At 55.0% G+C, this 15,069-nt stretch carries 17 protein-coding genes; 11 read left to right on the top strand and 6 right to left on the bottom strand.

The genetic code is table 11. The annotated features are described in order from the left end of the window. Nucleotides 1-50 precede the first annotated feature (50 nt). The 11 genes from FMF02_RS13700 (at nucleotide 51) to FMF02_RS10930 (ending at nucleotide 9,016) form a co-directional block, all read left to right on the top strand. On the top strand, nucleotides 51-521 hold the full coding sequence (locus tag FMF02_RS13700; protein ID WP_162502242.1) for a hypothetical protein: 471 nt from the start codon (nucleotides 51-53) through the stop codon (nucleotides 519-521). After that, nucleotides 518-1,753 (top strand): RHS repeat domain-containing protein, encoded by a 1,236-nt coding sequence (locus tag FMF02_RS10975; RefSeq protein ID WP_244611570.1) that lies wholly within the window; start codon nucleotides 518-520, stop codon nucleotides 1,751-1,753. Before FMF02_RS13700 ends, FMF02_RS10975 begins: the two co-directional genes overlap by 4 nt. Then, on the top strand, nucleotides 1,753-2,412 hold the full coding sequence (locus tag FMF02_RS10970; RefSeq protein WP_141413172.1) for a hypothetical protein: 660 nt from the start codon (nucleotides 1,753-1,755) through the stop codon (nucleotides 2,410-2,412). Before FMF02_RS10975 ends, FMF02_RS10970 begins: the two co-directional genes overlap by 1 nt. Nucleotides 2,413-2,997: 585 nt before the next feature. Then, complete coding sequence (locus tag FMF02_RS10965) at nucleotides 2,998-4,014, top strand: DUF3575 domain-containing protein (protein ID WP_141413171.1); 1,017 nt, start codon at nucleotides 2,998-3,000, stop codon at nucleotides 4,012-4,014. Further along, complete coding sequence (locus FMF02_RS14055) at nucleotides 4,005-4,049, top strand: hypothetical protein (RefSeq protein ID WP_370745707.1); 45 nt, start codon at nucleotides 4,005-4,007, stop codon at nucleotides 4,047-4,049. The genes FMF02_RS10965 and FMF02_RS14055 overlap by 10 nt, the downstream gene beginning before the upstream one ends. Nucleotides 4,050-4,462: 413 nt before the next feature. Beyond that, nucleotides 4,463-4,630 (top strand): hypothetical protein, encoded by a 168-nt coding sequence (locus FMF02_RS13695; protein WP_162502302.1) that lies wholly within the window; start codon nucleotides 4,463-4,465, stop codon nucleotides 4,628-4,630. A 3-nt stretch (nucleotides 4,631-4,633) separates the two neighbouring features. Next, a complete protein-coding gene (locus tag FMF02_RS10950; RefSeq protein WP_141413170.1) occupies nucleotides 4,634-5,272 on the top strand; it encodes a hypothetical protein in 639 nt (212 codons plus the stop codon). 166 nt (nucleotides 5,273-5,438) lie between these two features. Next, nucleotides 5,439-5,762 carry a DUF6047 family protein gene (locus FMF02_RS10945; RefSeq protein WP_141413169.1) on the top strand — a complete coding sequence of 108 codons (324 nt, stop codon included), beginning with the start codon at nucleotides 5,439-5,441 and terminating at the stop codon, nucleotides 5,760-5,762. A gap of 250 nt (nucleotides 5,763-6,012) precedes the next feature. Beyond that, nucleotides 6,013-7,725, top strand: a complete 1,713-nt coding sequence (locus FMF02_RS10940) for an ABC transporter ATP-binding protein (protein WP_244611569.1) — start codon at nucleotides 6,013-6,015, stop codon at nucleotides 7,723-7,725. Between the two features lie 2 nt (nucleotides 7,726-7,727). After that, a complete protein-coding gene (locus FMF02_RS10935; RefSeq protein WP_141413167.1) occupies nucleotides 7,728-8,606 on the top strand; it encodes a hypothetical protein in 879 nt (292 codons plus the stop codon). After that, nucleotides 8,603-9,016: a S24/S26 family peptidase gene (locus tag FMF02_RS10930; RefSeq protein WP_019129753.1), complete on the top strand. Its 414-nt coding sequence runs from the start codon at nucleotides 8,603-8,605 to the stop codon at nucleotides 9,014-9,016. Before FMF02_RS10935 ends, FMF02_RS10930 begins: the two co-directional genes overlap by 4 nt. Nucleotides 9,017-9,052: 36 nt before the next feature. Here the strand turns inward: FMF02_RS10930 and FMF02_RS10925 are convergent, their stop codons facing one another. From FMF02_RS10925 to meaB, 6 genes are all read right to left on the bottom strand, one after another. Further along, nucleotides 9,053-10,453: a C1 family peptidase gene (locus FMF02_RS10925; RefSeq protein WP_179952802.1), complete on the bottom strand. Its 1,401-nt coding sequence runs from the start codon at nucleotides 10,451-10,453 to the stop codon at nucleotides 9,053-9,055. Nucleotides 10,454-10,809: 356 nt separating this feature from the next. Then, nucleotides 10,810-11,640, bottom strand: a complete 831-nt coding sequence (gene tsf, locus FMF02_RS10920; protein WP_026074763.1) for a translation elongation factor Ts — start codon at nucleotides 11,638-11,640, stop codon at nucleotides 10,810-10,812. A 46-nt stretch (nucleotides 11,641-11,686) separates the two neighbouring features. Next, nucleotides 11,687-12,604, bottom strand: coding sequence for a 30S ribosomal protein S2 (rpsB, locus tag FMF02_RS10915; RefSeq protein ID WP_141413165.1), 918 nt, complete (start codon nucleotides 12,602-12,604; stop codon nucleotides 11,687-11,689). Nucleotides 12,605-12,779: 175 nt separating this feature from the next. Further along, nucleotides 12,780-13,166, bottom strand: coding sequence for a 30S ribosomal protein S9 (gene rpsI / locus FMF02_RS10910; RefSeq protein WP_141413164.1), 387 nt, complete (start codon nucleotides 13,164-13,166; stop codon nucleotides 12,780-12,782). A gap of 7 nt (nucleotides 13,167-13,173) precedes the next feature. Continuing rightward, a complete protein-coding gene (rplM, locus tag FMF02_RS10905) occupies nucleotides 13,174-13,629 on the bottom strand; it encodes a 50S ribosomal protein L13 (RefSeq protein WP_019129758.1) in 456 nt (151 codons plus the stop codon). A gap of 317 nt (nucleotides 13,630-13,946) precedes the next feature. Next, nucleotides 13,947-15,065, bottom strand: coding sequence for a methylmalonyl Co-A mutase-associated GTPase MeaB (gene meaB, locus FMF02_RS10900; protein ID WP_141413163.1), 1,119 nt, complete (start codon nucleotides 15,063-15,065; stop codon nucleotides 13,947-13,949). Nucleotides 15,066-15,069: the final 4 nt, after the last annotated feature.

Below are 15,069 nucleotides of genomic sequence, written 5' to 3'. Positions count from 1 at the left end.
TAAACAGTAATATGGGAAACGATGTGAAATTTCCAAAACTGAACATATTTTTGGAAGTCGTAGAAATGTATGTCAGAATGTTCTATGTAATAGCTCTCATCTATCCTGTGGGCGGATTATTATGGAGGTGGTTTAGTCCTACTACAAAAGGGTTTGGCCTGGCAGACTTAAAAATGATTACTCCTTTTATATTATGCTTTGCTGTTATTCTTATTGTGGTACATTTACGGAGACGAAAATATTCAAAGTCTGAAGTAGATTCTTGGGGCTGGAGCATATTTACCATGTTGATCAAACCTATTCTTTGGATTTTGTCTATTTTAACTCTGCTGACAATAATCATAGACGTACACGAAACCTTTATTGCCAACCCTCGAATGGCATATCCGCCATCTTACGATTCTCAGAAGTTCTCAATCTTCCTATGGAAAGCCGTTCCTGCTTTTTTCGGTTCTGTAATTTTGTTGTTGATGCTTTACAAGAGGGAGAGAAAACTAAAACAAAGACATCGAGATTCTTGATTGAAAGAGGAGCTTTTGCTCCTCTTTTTTTTGAATGGTATTTGGTTAAATACGATACGATTGTCGCGAAATATTCGTATCTTGCAGACGGTACGAAACTCTCTGCGGTGAATGCCGACGACTGCGGTTTTGCGTATCGGGGTTCTTTTACATACCGTACGGACGCAGAAGCCAACCGAGTATTCGAGAGTACGCCGTTCGGCGGCGGCAGGATCGTGGCAACAGCCGGCAACGACACCGAGATTCGTTATTTCCTGACCGATCATCTGGAAAGCGTGCGTGTCGTGGCGACAGACCAGAACAACGTCCTCGAACGTAACGACTACTATCCTTTCGGTAAGCGTTGGGACACCGCTTCGCTACCTGTGTCGGACAACCGCGACCACTTCAACGGTAAGGAGGATCAAGTATTCATCGGAGACGATCTCGCAGACTACGGCGCTCGTTGTTACAACAAACTTAACGGGCGGTGGCTCTCGCAGGATCCGCTGGCGGATGAATACATTAACCATTCCCAATATTGTTTCTGCGGGAATAATCCGATTTCTATGATCGATCGGGATGGAAGAGATTGGATCCGTAATTTGGAAACCGACGAATATGAGTGGAATGACAATGTAAAATCAAGGGAAGATACGCCGGCAGGTTATGAGTATATTGGAGCATTCGATAGCGATATTTTATATGACATAGGTGTGTCAACCAATTTATATTATGAGGCATCTTCTTGGAGTCCCTATCTATCATTTGGTACAGAAGTTCCCCAACACAATCTTTCGGGCAGAGGAGGACTTTTGTCATTACTTCTTCCGGCACTTGAGGGAGCAGTAGGATTAATCGGAGAAGGATATATAAGGTTTCAGGTCTCTATCGGATATGATAGCAAAAAGGTTTCAGAAACAAATTCTTTAGGTAAAGTATTTAATGGTGTAATAATACATGCTATTATTAATCAAATGATTACACCGAGGACTGCCTATAACGGAGATATTGAAGTGTATATGACTAATGGAGAAATGTATTCTATTGCGTTAAAGGAACCTCCCTATCCTATATTGACGAATCCCTTCACTTATAGTATGGGAATTGATGCGATATTATCATCCGAATCAGTATCTCATAATAATCCTATATCAAAGATAGTCTTAAATGCAAGTTTGAATAATGCACAGAAAAATATTATGCAAGGAGGCAATATGGGTATTAAATTTAATTTTAACTCTAAAAGATAATGTATAAAGTTTTCTTTCAAATCGTAGCAATATTATTGCCTTTAACATTAAGCGGTTGCCTTAACAAGGAGCAATATAAGCAAAAGCAGCTTGATAAGATACAAACTTGTGTGAATCAATTCCGTGCTACACACAGAGTTGATTATTTGGATTCCGCACTACTCGTTATGAATCAGGTCGTAGAACAATTCCCTGAATATAGAGGTGTTGCATCTTATAAGATCGCTGAGATTTATTATCTGAAGAAAGATTATGAGCAAGCCTTAGCAGAACTTGAGAATGCGGAAGAAGGAGTATACAGTAAAATTAAACCAATTTGGAAAAACAAAATAAAAGTTAAAATTGCCGAAAAGGCAGGAGATTCACTTGAAATTCGATCTTTATACAAGCAATTATATGATGATTATTTATCTGGTTATCGCGAAATAGACAGTATAGTTAAGGTCGTTCTCAAAAAACAGAACGATAATGAGATCTATTTCTCTGAAATTAATTTATTGCATGTAGAAATGTACCATTATCGTCGACTGTTAACCGATACTGAAACTATTTTAGCTTCCATAGATTCTCTTCAAGCGGCAACACAAGGAAACGAACGCTATTTCGAAAGGTTGAAAAACCTATTTATCGATGATAACTACGAGATTTTTCTGGAATAAGGATTATTACATGTTGTCTGAATCACACACAATGGGAGGGGTTTTTCGCCCCTCCCATTTATCTTAAAAAACGAATTATACCCACCTTATAAGCGGTTCATCGGGATGTAAGCTGTTATAATTACTGATAAGGCTATCCCATAATGTAGGGTCAGAGGTGTATCCGATCCGCTTTTCGAAATCCGGCGAGGGTAATATGTCCGCGCTGCAAACTCGTAGTTCACCATCTTCTTTTTCGTTGATTATGCAAACATCCCGGTGGATTAAATCGACCATCTCCGGCCGTTGGGATACCCAATGTTGACAGGGATGCTTCTTCCCGTCTATAAGATAAAGATATTCTAAATTCATACTCGTTTATTTTTGTTTTGCCTCACATATTACTACGGTATGGTGAGGCGATGAACTTCAACCCTGTTTAGAATTTCGTCCTGAGCGGTCAAACGGTCCGTTTTACGGGCGATTTTCGTCTTTCTTCATGCCCAGAACGGCTCTGACGTGCCATCCGTCGGGATCGTCTTCCGGGCCTCTATATTTGCCGCTGTCGAAGTACAAATCACACATTATTAACTAAAAGACAGTATTATGGCAACAGAAGAAAATGTAAATCCGACCGAGGGTCAGGAACAGGAAAACGACTACCGAGAAACGCTTCTCGTGCGCAATCCGGACAGCGGCCAGGTAGAGGCCGTTTCCAAGCTGGTGACCAAAGGGGATCGCCGAGAGGTGCATACCGTGCAGCCTCTTGCGAAGAACCGTCCGGCGTTCTATTCGTTCCGGAGCAGCAATGCCGTGGCGGCTTTCATCCGAGGTTTCAAATCCCAGAAGGACAATCCGATCCAGTTTCAGTTTTTGAAAGTGCCCGTCCTTTCCGTCGGCAAGATCGTCACATCGCTGGGCAAGCTCGTCAGCAATCCGAAGAGCGAGGAGGGCTGGGAGACGTATAACAAGTACGTCGTGAACACGGCCGAACTGGAACAGGTGAAATACGACAAGGTTGAGATTCCACGCGCGGAGTTGCAAGAATTGGGTATCGACTTCGATGCGCTGCCGCAGCGCACGCAGCGGAGCCTGATGCTGGGGCTCCCGACCAAAGATCTGTTTCCTGCGACGGTCCAGCTTTCGGACCACGGCACGACGACGGGTCTTTTCAACCTGAGTTTCTACCGGGATCATAACGATGAGTTGAAGTTCCGCCTCGATACGCCGCTTGTGCAGCCCGAATACGAACGTGAGGAGTATGCCTCGGAGATCACGCCCGACGACAAGGTACTTCTGATGTGCCTCGCAGCCATACACCACCGTACCGCCGCACAGTTTTTCGGCGTCAGGGCAAACACCTTGGCGGCCCTGACGGGCACGGTCGCCGTGGGTGCCGAGGCGGCGCTGACGGACAACTGGACCGTCGAAACCTCCGCCTACTGGAATCCGATCCGCACGAAGCGCATTACGACGCAGGTCGGGGCCTACAGCTCGGCGTCCGACACTGGTTCTACGAAGATTTCGTCGGGCACTTTCTGGTGCTGCACGCCTCCTGAGCCGATTACCGCATCGGCAACCGTCACCGCACTTATGACGGGCGGGCCTACGGTATCGGCATAAGCTACGGCTATGCGTGGATTCTCTCGAAGCGCTGAAACCTCGTCGTGGAGGCCGGTACGGACCGTAAAACTCCGCTGCCATCTGCGCCGCGTGGGTACGGTCAAAGACACGATCCACACGACCGAACTAGATACGGCCTACCTGCGGGGCCGGCAGCTGCTCGAAAAACGCAAATACGCACAGGCGCTCTACGTCCTTCATGACTACCGGGATCGCAATACGGCCATCGCACTGCTCTCGCTGGGACAAGACAGGGAGGCGCTGCGCATCCTCGAAGCACTTCCCGCGACAGCCACGAGTGAGTATCTTCGAGCGATCGCCTGCTCGCGGCTGGGCCGCAAGGCCGAGGGACGGAGACACTTCCTCGAAGCCTGCCGCCGCGATGAGCGCATGGAGTATCGTGCGGCGCTCGACCCCGAAATCGATGAACTCTTAAAAAATTGATACTATGACGACAAATCATCTGCGCCGCATCTTCGCGGCGATGCTTCTTCTGCTTGCACTTTGCGGCCTCGGCGCCTGCACGTTCCACGAGGTCGAAGAGATCGAGGTGATCCGCGCACCCGAAGGCGACGGCACGATCGTCGTACCCGACTGGGACGACACAAAACGATAGCGGATGGGAAGTTCCGATATTACGAACGTCTATGCCGCCCTCGATCGTACTCATACGGTCGTCGCATTGGAGAGATCCCGACGGGGCGACGAGGGTTTCAGAACCTTCTTCGACGAGTTTGCGGATTATGCGGCCAACAAGGGATATATCCCGTATCTTCTGCTGTTGAACTTTCACGTCGACGACGGCTCGCGGCTGCCGCCGATCGAAGCCAAAGAACGCGGCTACCGGCTGGCGCATCTGGCACCGCTGGAAGTGAAGGACATTCGTCAAGCCCTGATGTTGTACGACCTGCTCTATTGCCGCAAGCACGGCCTCGACCCGCTGGCTGCGCAGAACACCGCCCGGAACCTCTGCTACAAGGACGCTTACGCGGGCTTCCGCAACGAATCGATTCCCGCGCTGTCGCAGCCCGGAGCACCTTACGGGGCTGTGGAAACGGAGGGCGGCGTAGCTCTTTTCCGCCGCGGAGAACAACCTGCCGATTCTGCTCAAAGAGGGTCCGACGCTACAACACATCGTGCGCCTGCACGATGCTGCTTTTTGTTGGCAAATGAATATTTTCCACCTCTCATCCGAGGTGAAGTTGGAACAGCTCCGGCACCACGACGGCTACGAGCATGCGATGTTCTACCTCGGTAAAGGAATGAAGCAGCTGTCAAAATTCGGCACCCTGACAGCCGCAAAGACCCGGTGGGAATTGCTGTTGTCTACGGACACGCCTCTGGGGACAGGATGCTATGAAGAGATGTAGGACTACTATCTGCTGCACTTCTCCCACCCTCAATTACAGGATACGCAGTTACGGATGTATCGGCTCCCGCAGTTCGATATCGGCTGGCAGAAGTACGCCGATCTGTTCCGGCTCGAACGCAACGATAAAGATAGGGAGAGGGATGCCTTCGACAATATCCCGCCCGAAATATTCGCCTCGAAAGCATTGCTGGCGTACGGCATACGGACCGATACGTTCGATCTGGTGCCGACGGTGCGGAATTATGAGAAACTGATCGATAATGTTTCGCACACCTCGTATCACAACAACTACTACTACAACTTCGACATCGCCGTTTTACAGACGATGCAGCATAGAGGTGCGCTACGCGCAACCATGATTAGTTATTTCCCATGAATGGCCCCACGCAAATTGGCTGTGTTGCAGATTCTGCGGGTCGGAGCCTGCGGAACACACCCACAGTAGCGGGCCTCCGCGGGCGGAGGCTTCGGCTCGCGCGGCGCCTCGGCAAATCCCAAATAAATTTGGTTCTGCGCCCGGCTTGCACGCTTTGCGGAGGACAAGCCTCCGCTTAGATAGGCGGCGCCTCGGCAAAATCGCAAACTCCGTTTGCTTTTGCACTCGGCTTGCACTATCTTTGTATCCGATGAAACCGCCGTTTCTCGATATCATTCCGCACCGGTTCCGCCGGAGAAGTTTAGGGGTGACGCTCAGCGTCTTCACACGCGCATTGCTCAACTTCGCGGGGCTGGCCGTGCTGATTCCCGTGCTCGTCATCATCCTCGACACGGAAGGCATCCGCTCCAACCGGTGGCTGGCGGCGCTCTACGACTTCGGAGGATTCACGAGCGACCGCACGTTCATCCTCACGGTATGCGCCTGTGTCGTGGCGGTGATCCTGTTCAAAAGCCTCGCCAATCTGGCCCTGTACAAAATCGAACGTAACTTCATCTACGACCTCTATCGGGAACTTTCGCGCCGGCTTTACGTCGACTACCGCAACCGGGGGTTGGGATTCATCAAAAGTTCCAATTCGGCGGTTTTGGCGCGCAACGTCAATGTCGTGTGCCTCACCTTCGTCACGGGCGTGCTGATGCCCGTGGCCGCCATGGCCAGCGAAGCGGTGCTCTTCGCCCTGCTATTCGGGTCGCTGGCGATTTACAATCCGCTCGTAGCGCTGCTGACGCTCGCGATCTTCGTACCTTCCGTAGCGCTCTACTACTACCTGGTACGGCAACGCCTGAACCGCTACGGCGAGGAGGAGAACCGTGCGCAGCGGCGCAAGTCGCGCACCGTGATCGAGACCTTCCGCGGCTATGCCGACCTGGAAATCGCGGGCGCCTATCCCGCGATGCTGAGCGACTTCGACCGCTCGATGGATGAAATCATCCGCGTGCGGCAGCGCAACGCCACGATCGCCGCGCTTCCCCCGATGTTCACCGAAGTGGGACTGGCCGTCGGCATGGCCGTCCTCGTGGCGTTCTGCGCCGGAACGGACAACACGCAAATGAAACTGCTGTTCGGCATCTTCGCCGTCGCTGCATTGCGCATCATGCCCTCGGTGCGCAGCATCATGGGGGCGTGGACGTCGCTGCGTTACAACCGTTACACGATCGACGTGCTGCGCGACGCACGGCTCTACGATACGCCCGCAGGGATCGACACGACACAGGAACGGATGCCATTCGAGCGGGAAATCCGAATCGAAGGGCTTTCGTTCCACTTCGACGACGCACCCGACCGCGACATACTGCACGATCTGTCGCTCACGATCCGCAAGGGCGAGCGCATCGGCATACGGGGTGCGTCGGGCGTGGGAAAGACGACGCTGTTCAACATCCTGCTGGGCTTCTACCGCCCCACGGCGGGCCGCATCACCATCGACGGCCGACCGCTCGACGAAACGAATCTCCGCAAATGGCAGAACACGATCGGATACGTTTCGCAGAGTGTCTTCATTGCCGACAGCTCCTTCATGCAGAACGTGGCGCTGGGCTGCGCCCCCGACCGGATCGACCGCCGGCGTGCGGCGCAGGCATTGGAAACGGCCAAACTCAAAGAGTTCATCGACACGCTGCCGCAGGGAATGGAGACCCCGATCGGCGAATGCGGCTGCCGGCTCTCGGGCGGGCAACGCCAGCGGCTCGGCATCGCCCGCGCACTCTACAAGCAGGCCGATATCCTCTTTTTCGACGAAGCGACCTCGGCGCTCGACAACCGCACCGAGGAGCGGATCAACCGCGCTATCAAGGAGTTGTCGAAGGCCAACCGCGAGTTGACGATCATCGTCGTCGCCCACCGCGAAAGCTCGTTGGACTACTGCGACCGCATCATCACCCTGGGAGAAAAAACAGCATAGATATGGACTATCTCGTAGCACAAGACCTGATCCGCAGCGAACACCTCGACCTCGTGCGCGAAGGCGGGCTGAACGGATTCAAGCCCTTCGAAACGACCTGCGGCGCGGCAACCGAGCCGCTTATAAGGCTGTCGCCGGCAGAACCGCTGACGCTCGACGACTTCGCCGGCTACCGCGAACTCGACCGATTCGATTTCGACGAGGCGGTCGCCGACTGCCACTTCGGGCGTTACGACGGCGGCCGGCTCTTCTACATGACCGCATCCGGGCAACGACCGGTGCTCTTCGCCAAGGCCGACGGCGACCCGCTCGTGCGGAGCAACGTCGCAGCCGACGGCCGCCCCGACCCCTCGCTGCTGCGATTCGGGCTGTGGATGAGCTTCGGCATCGCCCACAACCCGCACAGCATCGCCATCCACTCGTCGGTGATCGTCCACTCGGGCCGCGCCGTTCTCTTCCTGGGTGAGTCGGGAACCGGGAAGAGCACCCATACGCGCCTGTGGCGCGAACACATTCCCGGTGCGCAACTGCTCAACGACGACTCGCCGATCGTGCGCGTCGTCGAAGGCGTGCCGACCGTCTTCGGGTCGCCGTGGAGCGGGAAAACACCCTGTTACCGCAACGAGAGCTACCCCATCGCCGCATTCGTGCGATTGGCCCAGGCTCCGCACAACCGGATCGCCCGACTGCCGGTCGTCCGGGCGATCGGCGCGCTGCTCCCCTCGTGCCCGCCGGCATTCGCCTACGACGCACAGTTGCAGGACAACATCTGCGACACGCTCTCGCAACTGATCGCCCGCGTGCCGGTCTACCAGTTGGAGTGCCTGCCCGACGCCGACGCCGCACGGCTCTCGTTCGAAACGACGATCGCCGACCGATGAAACGCACCGTTCCCAACCGTATGCTCTTTGCGGAAACCCGCGACCAGCTGCTCGCGGGACGCGAAGTCGTCGTCCGCGTATTGGGCCAGAGTATGCTGCCCTTCTTCCGAAGCGGCAGCCGCATCACGCTTCGCCCCCTGCGCGAAGGCGATCTGCGGCGCGGACACGTGGTGCTGGGCGAAACCGACAACGGCCATTTCGTCGTCCACCGCATCCTCACGGTCGGCGACGAGCGCGTGACCCTGCTGGGCGACGGCAACACCGTAGGGACCGAGACGATACCCCGCGAGCGAATCTACGGCATCGTCGACTGCGGACGGCTGCACCTCTGGCTGGCCGAGCGGTGGATGCGCCTCCGCCCGCTGCGCCGTTATCCGCTGGCGATCCTGCGCCGCATCTGCCGCAAATAAAAAGCGGAACCGATTGTCGTCGGCCCCGCTTCTCTCTTACTCTTCGTCGGCGAACATCGGATCCCACGCCGGCAGGCGGACAGGCTTCTGTTTCAGGACGTCGAGCACGCGCTGCGGCACGTATTTTCGCTCGACCACCAGGCGGAACATATATTCATCGAACCAGCGGTCGGTCATGATCAGATGCCCCTTGTAACCGCTCGACGGCCCCCAGCTGTTCTCCACCATCCACTTCTTCGGCCGCCCGTCGGCATCGAGGTCGACGGCCACAAGCGTCATGGCATGGCTCGATCCGCTGGCGAAACTCTCCACGCGACGGCGTTTGTCCATGCCGAAGGTGGTGCCCATGAGCGATTCGTAGTCGAAATTATCTACGTCAAGCAGGCCGCGCCCCGAGTCGAGGAACTTGCCTACGTCGCACGAGAAATACATCATCGTGCTGTCGCGAATCGACGCAACGGCCATCCGCTTGATCTCCTCGACCGGCAGGTTCACATAGGTCCAGTTGCGGCCGTCGTAGACATGACGGTCGTAGTCGATTTCATAGCACTCGTAATAGTCGCGCGTGGGATCGTTCATCAGCATGACATAGTTGCCCGTGAGATCGTCGGCGACATAGGTTTCGAAAAACGACCTCGGCGTGTATTCGCGCGTATCGACCGGACGCCCCTCGGCATCGCGCCGCGTCCACGTGAAGCGCACGGGCGGCTCGCCCAGATTGAGCACGAGCATCCGGTAGATCACCCCCAGCATCTCCGTCTTGCGGCTTTCGAGTTCGGCCTTCTCCGCACCGTCGCGGGCGGCTTCACGCAACGAAAGCCCGTATTCGCGCAATTTGAGTTTCAGCAAGGAGGCCATCTGGGCGGTATGCTCGCTGCTGTACGTTTCGGGCATCGCCTCCTTAGGCACCAGCCCGTACTTGCTCACGATATCCGCAACCCCGGTAAACTGGCCGCCGTCGCTGAGCGGGTTCTTGAACAGCCACTCGACCGTCCGATCCTCACGCGGTGCGTCGCGGGTGTCGATAACCCCTTGCAGGAAGAGGTTCGCCTTCTCCAGCTGATCCCAGAAAAAACAGTAGTTCTGCGAAAACTCGAAGGCCCCCAGCCCGTAGCGCGCAATCATGCGGGCGCGCAACACGTTCAGACCAGAGAAGAGCCAGCAACGGCCCGACTGCTGCTGGTCGGTGACGCCTTTCGACGGTACCCGATGCGAAAAATAGGTGTCGATTTCGCCCTGATTCGGCTGGTTGACGACCAGCTTGCGAATATCGTTGTTGCAGATCGCATTGCGCAGCGCGTGGTCGGCAGGCGTATCCTCGTAGGAGGCACGTATCCGCTGCAACATCCCGTCGCTGATCCCGCCGTCGTTTTGCGCCCCGAGGGGCAACAGGGACGATACGGCGAAGGCCCCGATAAGTACGATTCGTTTCATAATTCGGTCTCGATCCGGTTCTTACGAACCGAAGTGATACAAACGGTTCTCGGTTCGACAAAGATAGTGCAAGCCGAGGGCAAAAACAAACTCGTTTGCATTTTGCCGAGGCGCAGCCTATCCAAGCGGAAGATTGTTATCTCCCCGTACAGAACGAAAGCACAGAAGTACCGCAACGGCCACTCTCCCCGACCGATAACACTGAAAGAATCCCGCGACCCCGCCCCGGTCGATTCGGAAAACAATACCCGCACCGTATAAAAGGCCGTAACACCATATACCGCCGCTGCCGCCGCACCGGACACACGAAAACGGCCGATCCAAATTGGATCGGCCGTCATTCTCGGAAAAAGAATCGTTTACGATTCGAGCGCGAAGCGCTTGTAAGCGACAACGGTAGCCTCCTTGTCCGCTTCGTGGATATACTGGGCGATGGTCTTCTTTTCACCGACCAACTCCTGATTCAGCAGTGTGTTCTCCTCGAAGAACTTGCGCATCTTGCCTTCGGCGATCTTTTCGAGAATGGCCTCGGGCTTGCCTGCGTTCTTCGGATCCTGCTTCATCGCCTCGATGGCGATCTGGCGCTCATGCGCGACTACGTCGGCCGGGCAATCGGCCACGTCGATCGCGATGGGAGCCATCGCCGTAGCCTGCATGGCTACTGCATGGGCCACCTCCTCCGGAACGACCTTGTTGAAGCCCAGAATCGTACCCAGCTTCTTGTTGAAGTGAACGTATGAGTGGCAATAGGGAGCCTCGATACGGGCGTAATAGGCCATTTCGACCTTCTCGCCTGTCTGTCCCGATTTCTCGGTCACCATCTCTTCGACGGTGCGTCCCTCTGCGTTCTTCACGGCCATCAGCGTATCCTTGTCGGCAGCATCGGCGGCAACGGCGATGTCGATCATCGCATTGGCCGAAGCAGCGAACTCGGCGTTCTGAGCAACGAAGTCGGTCTCGCAGGCGAGACACAGCATGTAGGCTTTCGTGCCCACGATGCGCGTTACGACGACACCCTCCGAAGCGTTGCGCTCGGCACGTTTGGCAACGACCAGCTTACCCTTCTCACGGATGATGTCCTGAGCGCGCGCAAAATCGCCTTCGGCCTCCATGAGTGCATTCTTGCAATCCATCATGCCGGCACCGGTCATCTTGCGGAGCTTCATTACATCAGCAGCTTTGATTTCCATAATTATCCTTTCTTTAATAAAGTGTGGTTACTGTATTCATCGGGCATTACTCGGCCTGCGCCTCGGCGGCAGCCTCGACCTTCTCGGCCGCTGCTTCGACGACCTCGGCAGCGGCGGTTGCAGCCTGCTCGGTGGCAGTCACGACCTCTGCTACGGCAGCCTCTTCGGCGTCGATCGTAGCCTTGACGGCCTTCTTGATGCGGGGTTTGCCCTCCTTCTTGGGTGCACCCTCCTCTTCGGAGACGATACCCTCCTGAGCCTCCTTCTCCTTTTCGAGACGGCGCTCCTCCGTACCCTCGGCCACAGCGGCGCAGATGGCGGTCAGAATCACGGCGATTGAATTCGACGCATCGTCATTTGCAGGAATAACGTAATCGATGTCGGTTGGATCACAACAAGTATCTACTATTGCAAATACGGGGATATTCAATCGTTTAGCCTCTTTGACCGCATTGGACTCCTTCATCACGTCGACCACGAACAGGGCCGCCGGAAGACGGGTCAGGTCGGCGATGGAACCGAGGTTCTTCTCCAATTTCGCACGCTGACGCTCGATCTGAAGCTTCTCGCGCTTGGAGAAATTGTTGAATGTGCCGTCGGCGGTCATCTTGTCGATGGTCGCCATCTTCTTGACGGCTTTGCGTATCGTGGGGAAATTGGTAAGCATACCGCCTGCCCAACGTTCGGTAACGTAGGGCATACCGATAGCCGCCACCTTTTCGGCAACAATATCCTTGGCTTGTTTCTTGGTGGCTACGAACAGCACGCGGCGACCGCTCTTGGCGATCTGCTTGATAGCCGCAGCGGCCTCATCGATCTTGATCACGGTCTTGTGCAGGTCGATGATGTGAATGCCGTTCTTCTCCATGAAGATGTAGGGAGCCATTTTGGGGTTCCACTTACGCTTCAGGTGACCGAAGTGTGCGCCGGCCTCCAACAATGTATTAAAATCTGTACGTGACATTTCAATTCGTCTTTTTTAATTTTAATTCTCTTTGTATCAACTCCCCGGTAGTGGCACAAGCCAATCCGCGAAGTTTTCCGCGACGGGGCAATCTGCAAGTAGACATATATATAATTATGTGGTCTTGCGGATTTGGAACCCGCGTCGTGCATGCCGAAAATCCGTCCGGTAAGGATTAACGCTTACTGAACTGGAACTTGCGACGTGCGCCCGGCTGTCCCGGCTTCTTACGCTCAACCTCACGCGGGTCGCGGGTGAGGAATCCGGCCTTTTTCAGTACCGGACGCATCTCCGCGTCGATCTCGCACAATGCGCGTGCGATACCCAGACGAGCGGCCTCGGCCTGTCCCTTGATCCCGCCGCCATCGAGGTTGATGACGATGTCGTAGTTTTCGACGGTGTTGGTGGCCAGCAGGGGCTGCTTCACCTGAAATTGCAGGATATCGAGCGGGAAGTATGTTTCGAGCGCCTTACGGTTGATTGTAATCTGACCTTTGCCCGGCTTTACGAAAACGCGGGCGACAGCGGCTTTACGTCGGCCTACGGTGTTTACAATTTCCATACTCTTCTTACTTAATCTCGTTCAACTTAATTGCTTTGGGGTTCTGCGCGGCATGGGGATGCTCCGCACCGGCATACACCTTGAGGTTCTTGAAGATAGCCTCGCCCAGACGGGTTTTGGGAAGCATACCGCGAACGGCCTCTTCGATCACGAACTCAGGCTTCTTCTTCAGGTAGTCCTGAGCGGTCGCGAAACGCTGGCCGCCGGGATAACCCGTGTGTCGTACATAGACCTTTTCGGTCAGTTTGTCGCCCGTGAGCTTCACTTTCTCCGCATTGACGACGATGACGTAGTCACCGCAATCGACGTGGGGCGTGTAGCCGGGCTTGTTCTTGCCGCGGAGGATCTTGGCGATCTGCGAAGCAAGACGTCCCAACACCTCGTTCGTCGCATCTATCACCACCCACTCCTTGGTGACGGTAGCTGCATTCGCCGAGATTGTTTTGTAGCTTAATGAATCCACTTTGTTTACGTTTAATTAATACTTGTTGTTAAATTGATCCAATTCCCGCTTTTACGGGTGCGCAAAGTTAGTAATAATTTTCCAAAACGACAACATCGGTCTAAAAATAAACGGATTTATCCGCTTCGGGTCTGCAATTTCGGGAAGCGCTCTGCAAAAGACACCGCACAGCGGCTTCCGCCGGAGCTCCGCTACGCACGACGGACGGAACCGCCGCAGGCCGGAAATACCCGCACCTCGAACGGCCGAAAACAGCGCATCCGCCCCGTTCAGGAGGCGGATGCGCCGGCGATCATTTCGGCTGCGGCAGCCGTGCATCATTCCGCCTTTCCCCCGAAATAGAGGTCAAGCAGCCGCTTGGCGGCGATGAACGAACTGATCTTATCGTCGAGCACCTGTCCTTCGAGCACGGAGATCTCGGCCTCGATGCGCGGGTCGCGGTAGAAACTGTTTTTCAGCGTTTCGTCGATCGTCTCGTACATCCAATACTTGTTTTGCCGATTGCGGTTGTGCCGAAAAAAACCGTTGCCCTGCGTATGGTCCAGAAACTCCTCGACACCCTTCCATACCTCTTCGAGTCCCGCGCCCGAAACGGCCGAACAGGTATAGACCCGGGGACGCCACTCCGACTCGGGAAGCGGGAAGAGTTGCAGCGCACTCTGAAACTGCGTCTTCGCCAGCTCGGCCTTGTGGATATTCTCGCCGTCGGCTTTGGTAATCACCATGAGGTCGGCCATCTCCATGATCCCGCGCTTGATGCCCTGCAACTCGTCGCCGGCGCCCGAAATCTGCAACAGCATGAACAGATCGACCATCGAATGCACGGCCGTTTCCGACTGGCCCACGCCCACCGTCTCGATGAAGATCACGTCGAAGCCCGCCGCCTCGCACAACACGATCGTCTCGCGCGTCTTGCGCGCCACGCCGCCCAGCGAACCGGCCGACGGCGAGGGACGGATGAAGACGTCGGGATTGGCCGAGATGCTCTCCATACGCGTCTTATCACCCAAGATCGAACCGCCGCTACGTTCCGAACTGGGATCGATGGCCAGCACGGCCAGCTTGTGGCGCAGCGAGGTGACCATGTTGCCGATCGCCTCGATGAAGGTCGACTTACCCGCGCCCGGCACGCCGGTGATGCCGATGCGCACCGACCGGCCGGCATGGGGCAGGCAGCGTTCGATGATCTCCTGCGCCTGCGCATAATGATCGGGGTTGCTGCTTTCGATGAGCGTGATGGCCTGCGACAGCGTAGTAATGTTACCCTCCAGAATGCCCTTCACATACTCCTCGGTCGAGAGACGGTGTTTCTTCTTACGAACGAAATACGGGTTGACGATCGGCTGATCGGCGACGCCTTCCGTTACGGAAAGGGCCGAATCGTGATGATGGTCGACATACTCTTTTTCGTAGTGATCTATTTTCGTGAAACTCATGTTA

Origin of the sequence: Alistipes communis (assembly GCF_006542665.1) — a bacterium.
GTDB classification, from domain to species: domain Bacteria; phylum Bacteroidota; class Bacteroidia; order Bacteroidales; family Rikenellaceae; genus Alistipes; species Alistipes communis.
Note: the sequence above shows the minus strand (reverse complement) of the source record. Positions and strands in the feature narration are given on the sequence as shown.

Coding starts and splice junctions, on each gene's coding strand:
- FMF02_RS13695 (WP_162502302.1), top strand. CDS start 4,463: ATGACGACAAATCATCTGCGCCGCATCTTCGCGGCGATGCTTCTTCTG.
- FMF02_RS10965 (WP_141413171.1), top strand. CDS start 2,998: ATGGCAACAGAAGAAAATGTAAATCCGACCGAGGGTCAGGAACAGGAA.
- rpsB (WP_141413165.1), bottom strand. CDS start 12,604: ATGTCACGTACAGATTTTAATACATTGTTGGAGGCCGGCGCACACTTC.
- meaB (WP_141413163.1), bottom strand. CDS start 15,065: ATGAGTTTCACGAAAATAGATCACTACGAAAAAGAGTATGTCGACCAT.
- FMF02_RS10945 (WP_141413169.1), top strand. CDS start 5,439: ATGTATCGGCTCCCGCAGTTCGATATCGGCTGGCAGAAGTACGCCGAT.
- tsf (WP_026074763.1), bottom strand. CDS start 11,640: ATGGAAATCAAAGCTGCTGATGTAATGAAGCTCCGCAAGATGACCGGT.
- FMF02_RS10940 (WP_244611569.1), top strand. CDS start 6,013: ATGAAACCGCCGTTTCTCGATATCATTCCGCACCGGTTCCGCCGGAGA.
- FMF02_RS10950 (WP_141413170.1), top strand. CDS start 4,634: ATGGGAAGTTCCGATATTACGAACGTCTATGCCGCCCTCGATCGTACT.
- FMF02_RS10935 (WP_141413167.1), top strand. CDS start 7,728: ATGGACTATCTCGTAGCACAAGACCTGATCCGCAGCGAACACCTCGAC.
- rpsI (WP_141413164.1), bottom strand. CDS start 13,166: ATGGAAATTGTAAACACCGTAGGCCGACGTAAAGCCGCTGTCGCCCGC.
- FMF02_RS10930 (WP_019129753.1), top strand. CDS start 8,603: ATGAAACGCACCGTTCCCAACCGTATGCTCTTTGCGGAAACCCGCGAC.
- FMF02_RS10970 (WP_141413172.1), top strand. CDS start 1,753: ATGTATAAAGTTTTCTTTCAAATCGTAGCAATATTATTGCCTTTAACA.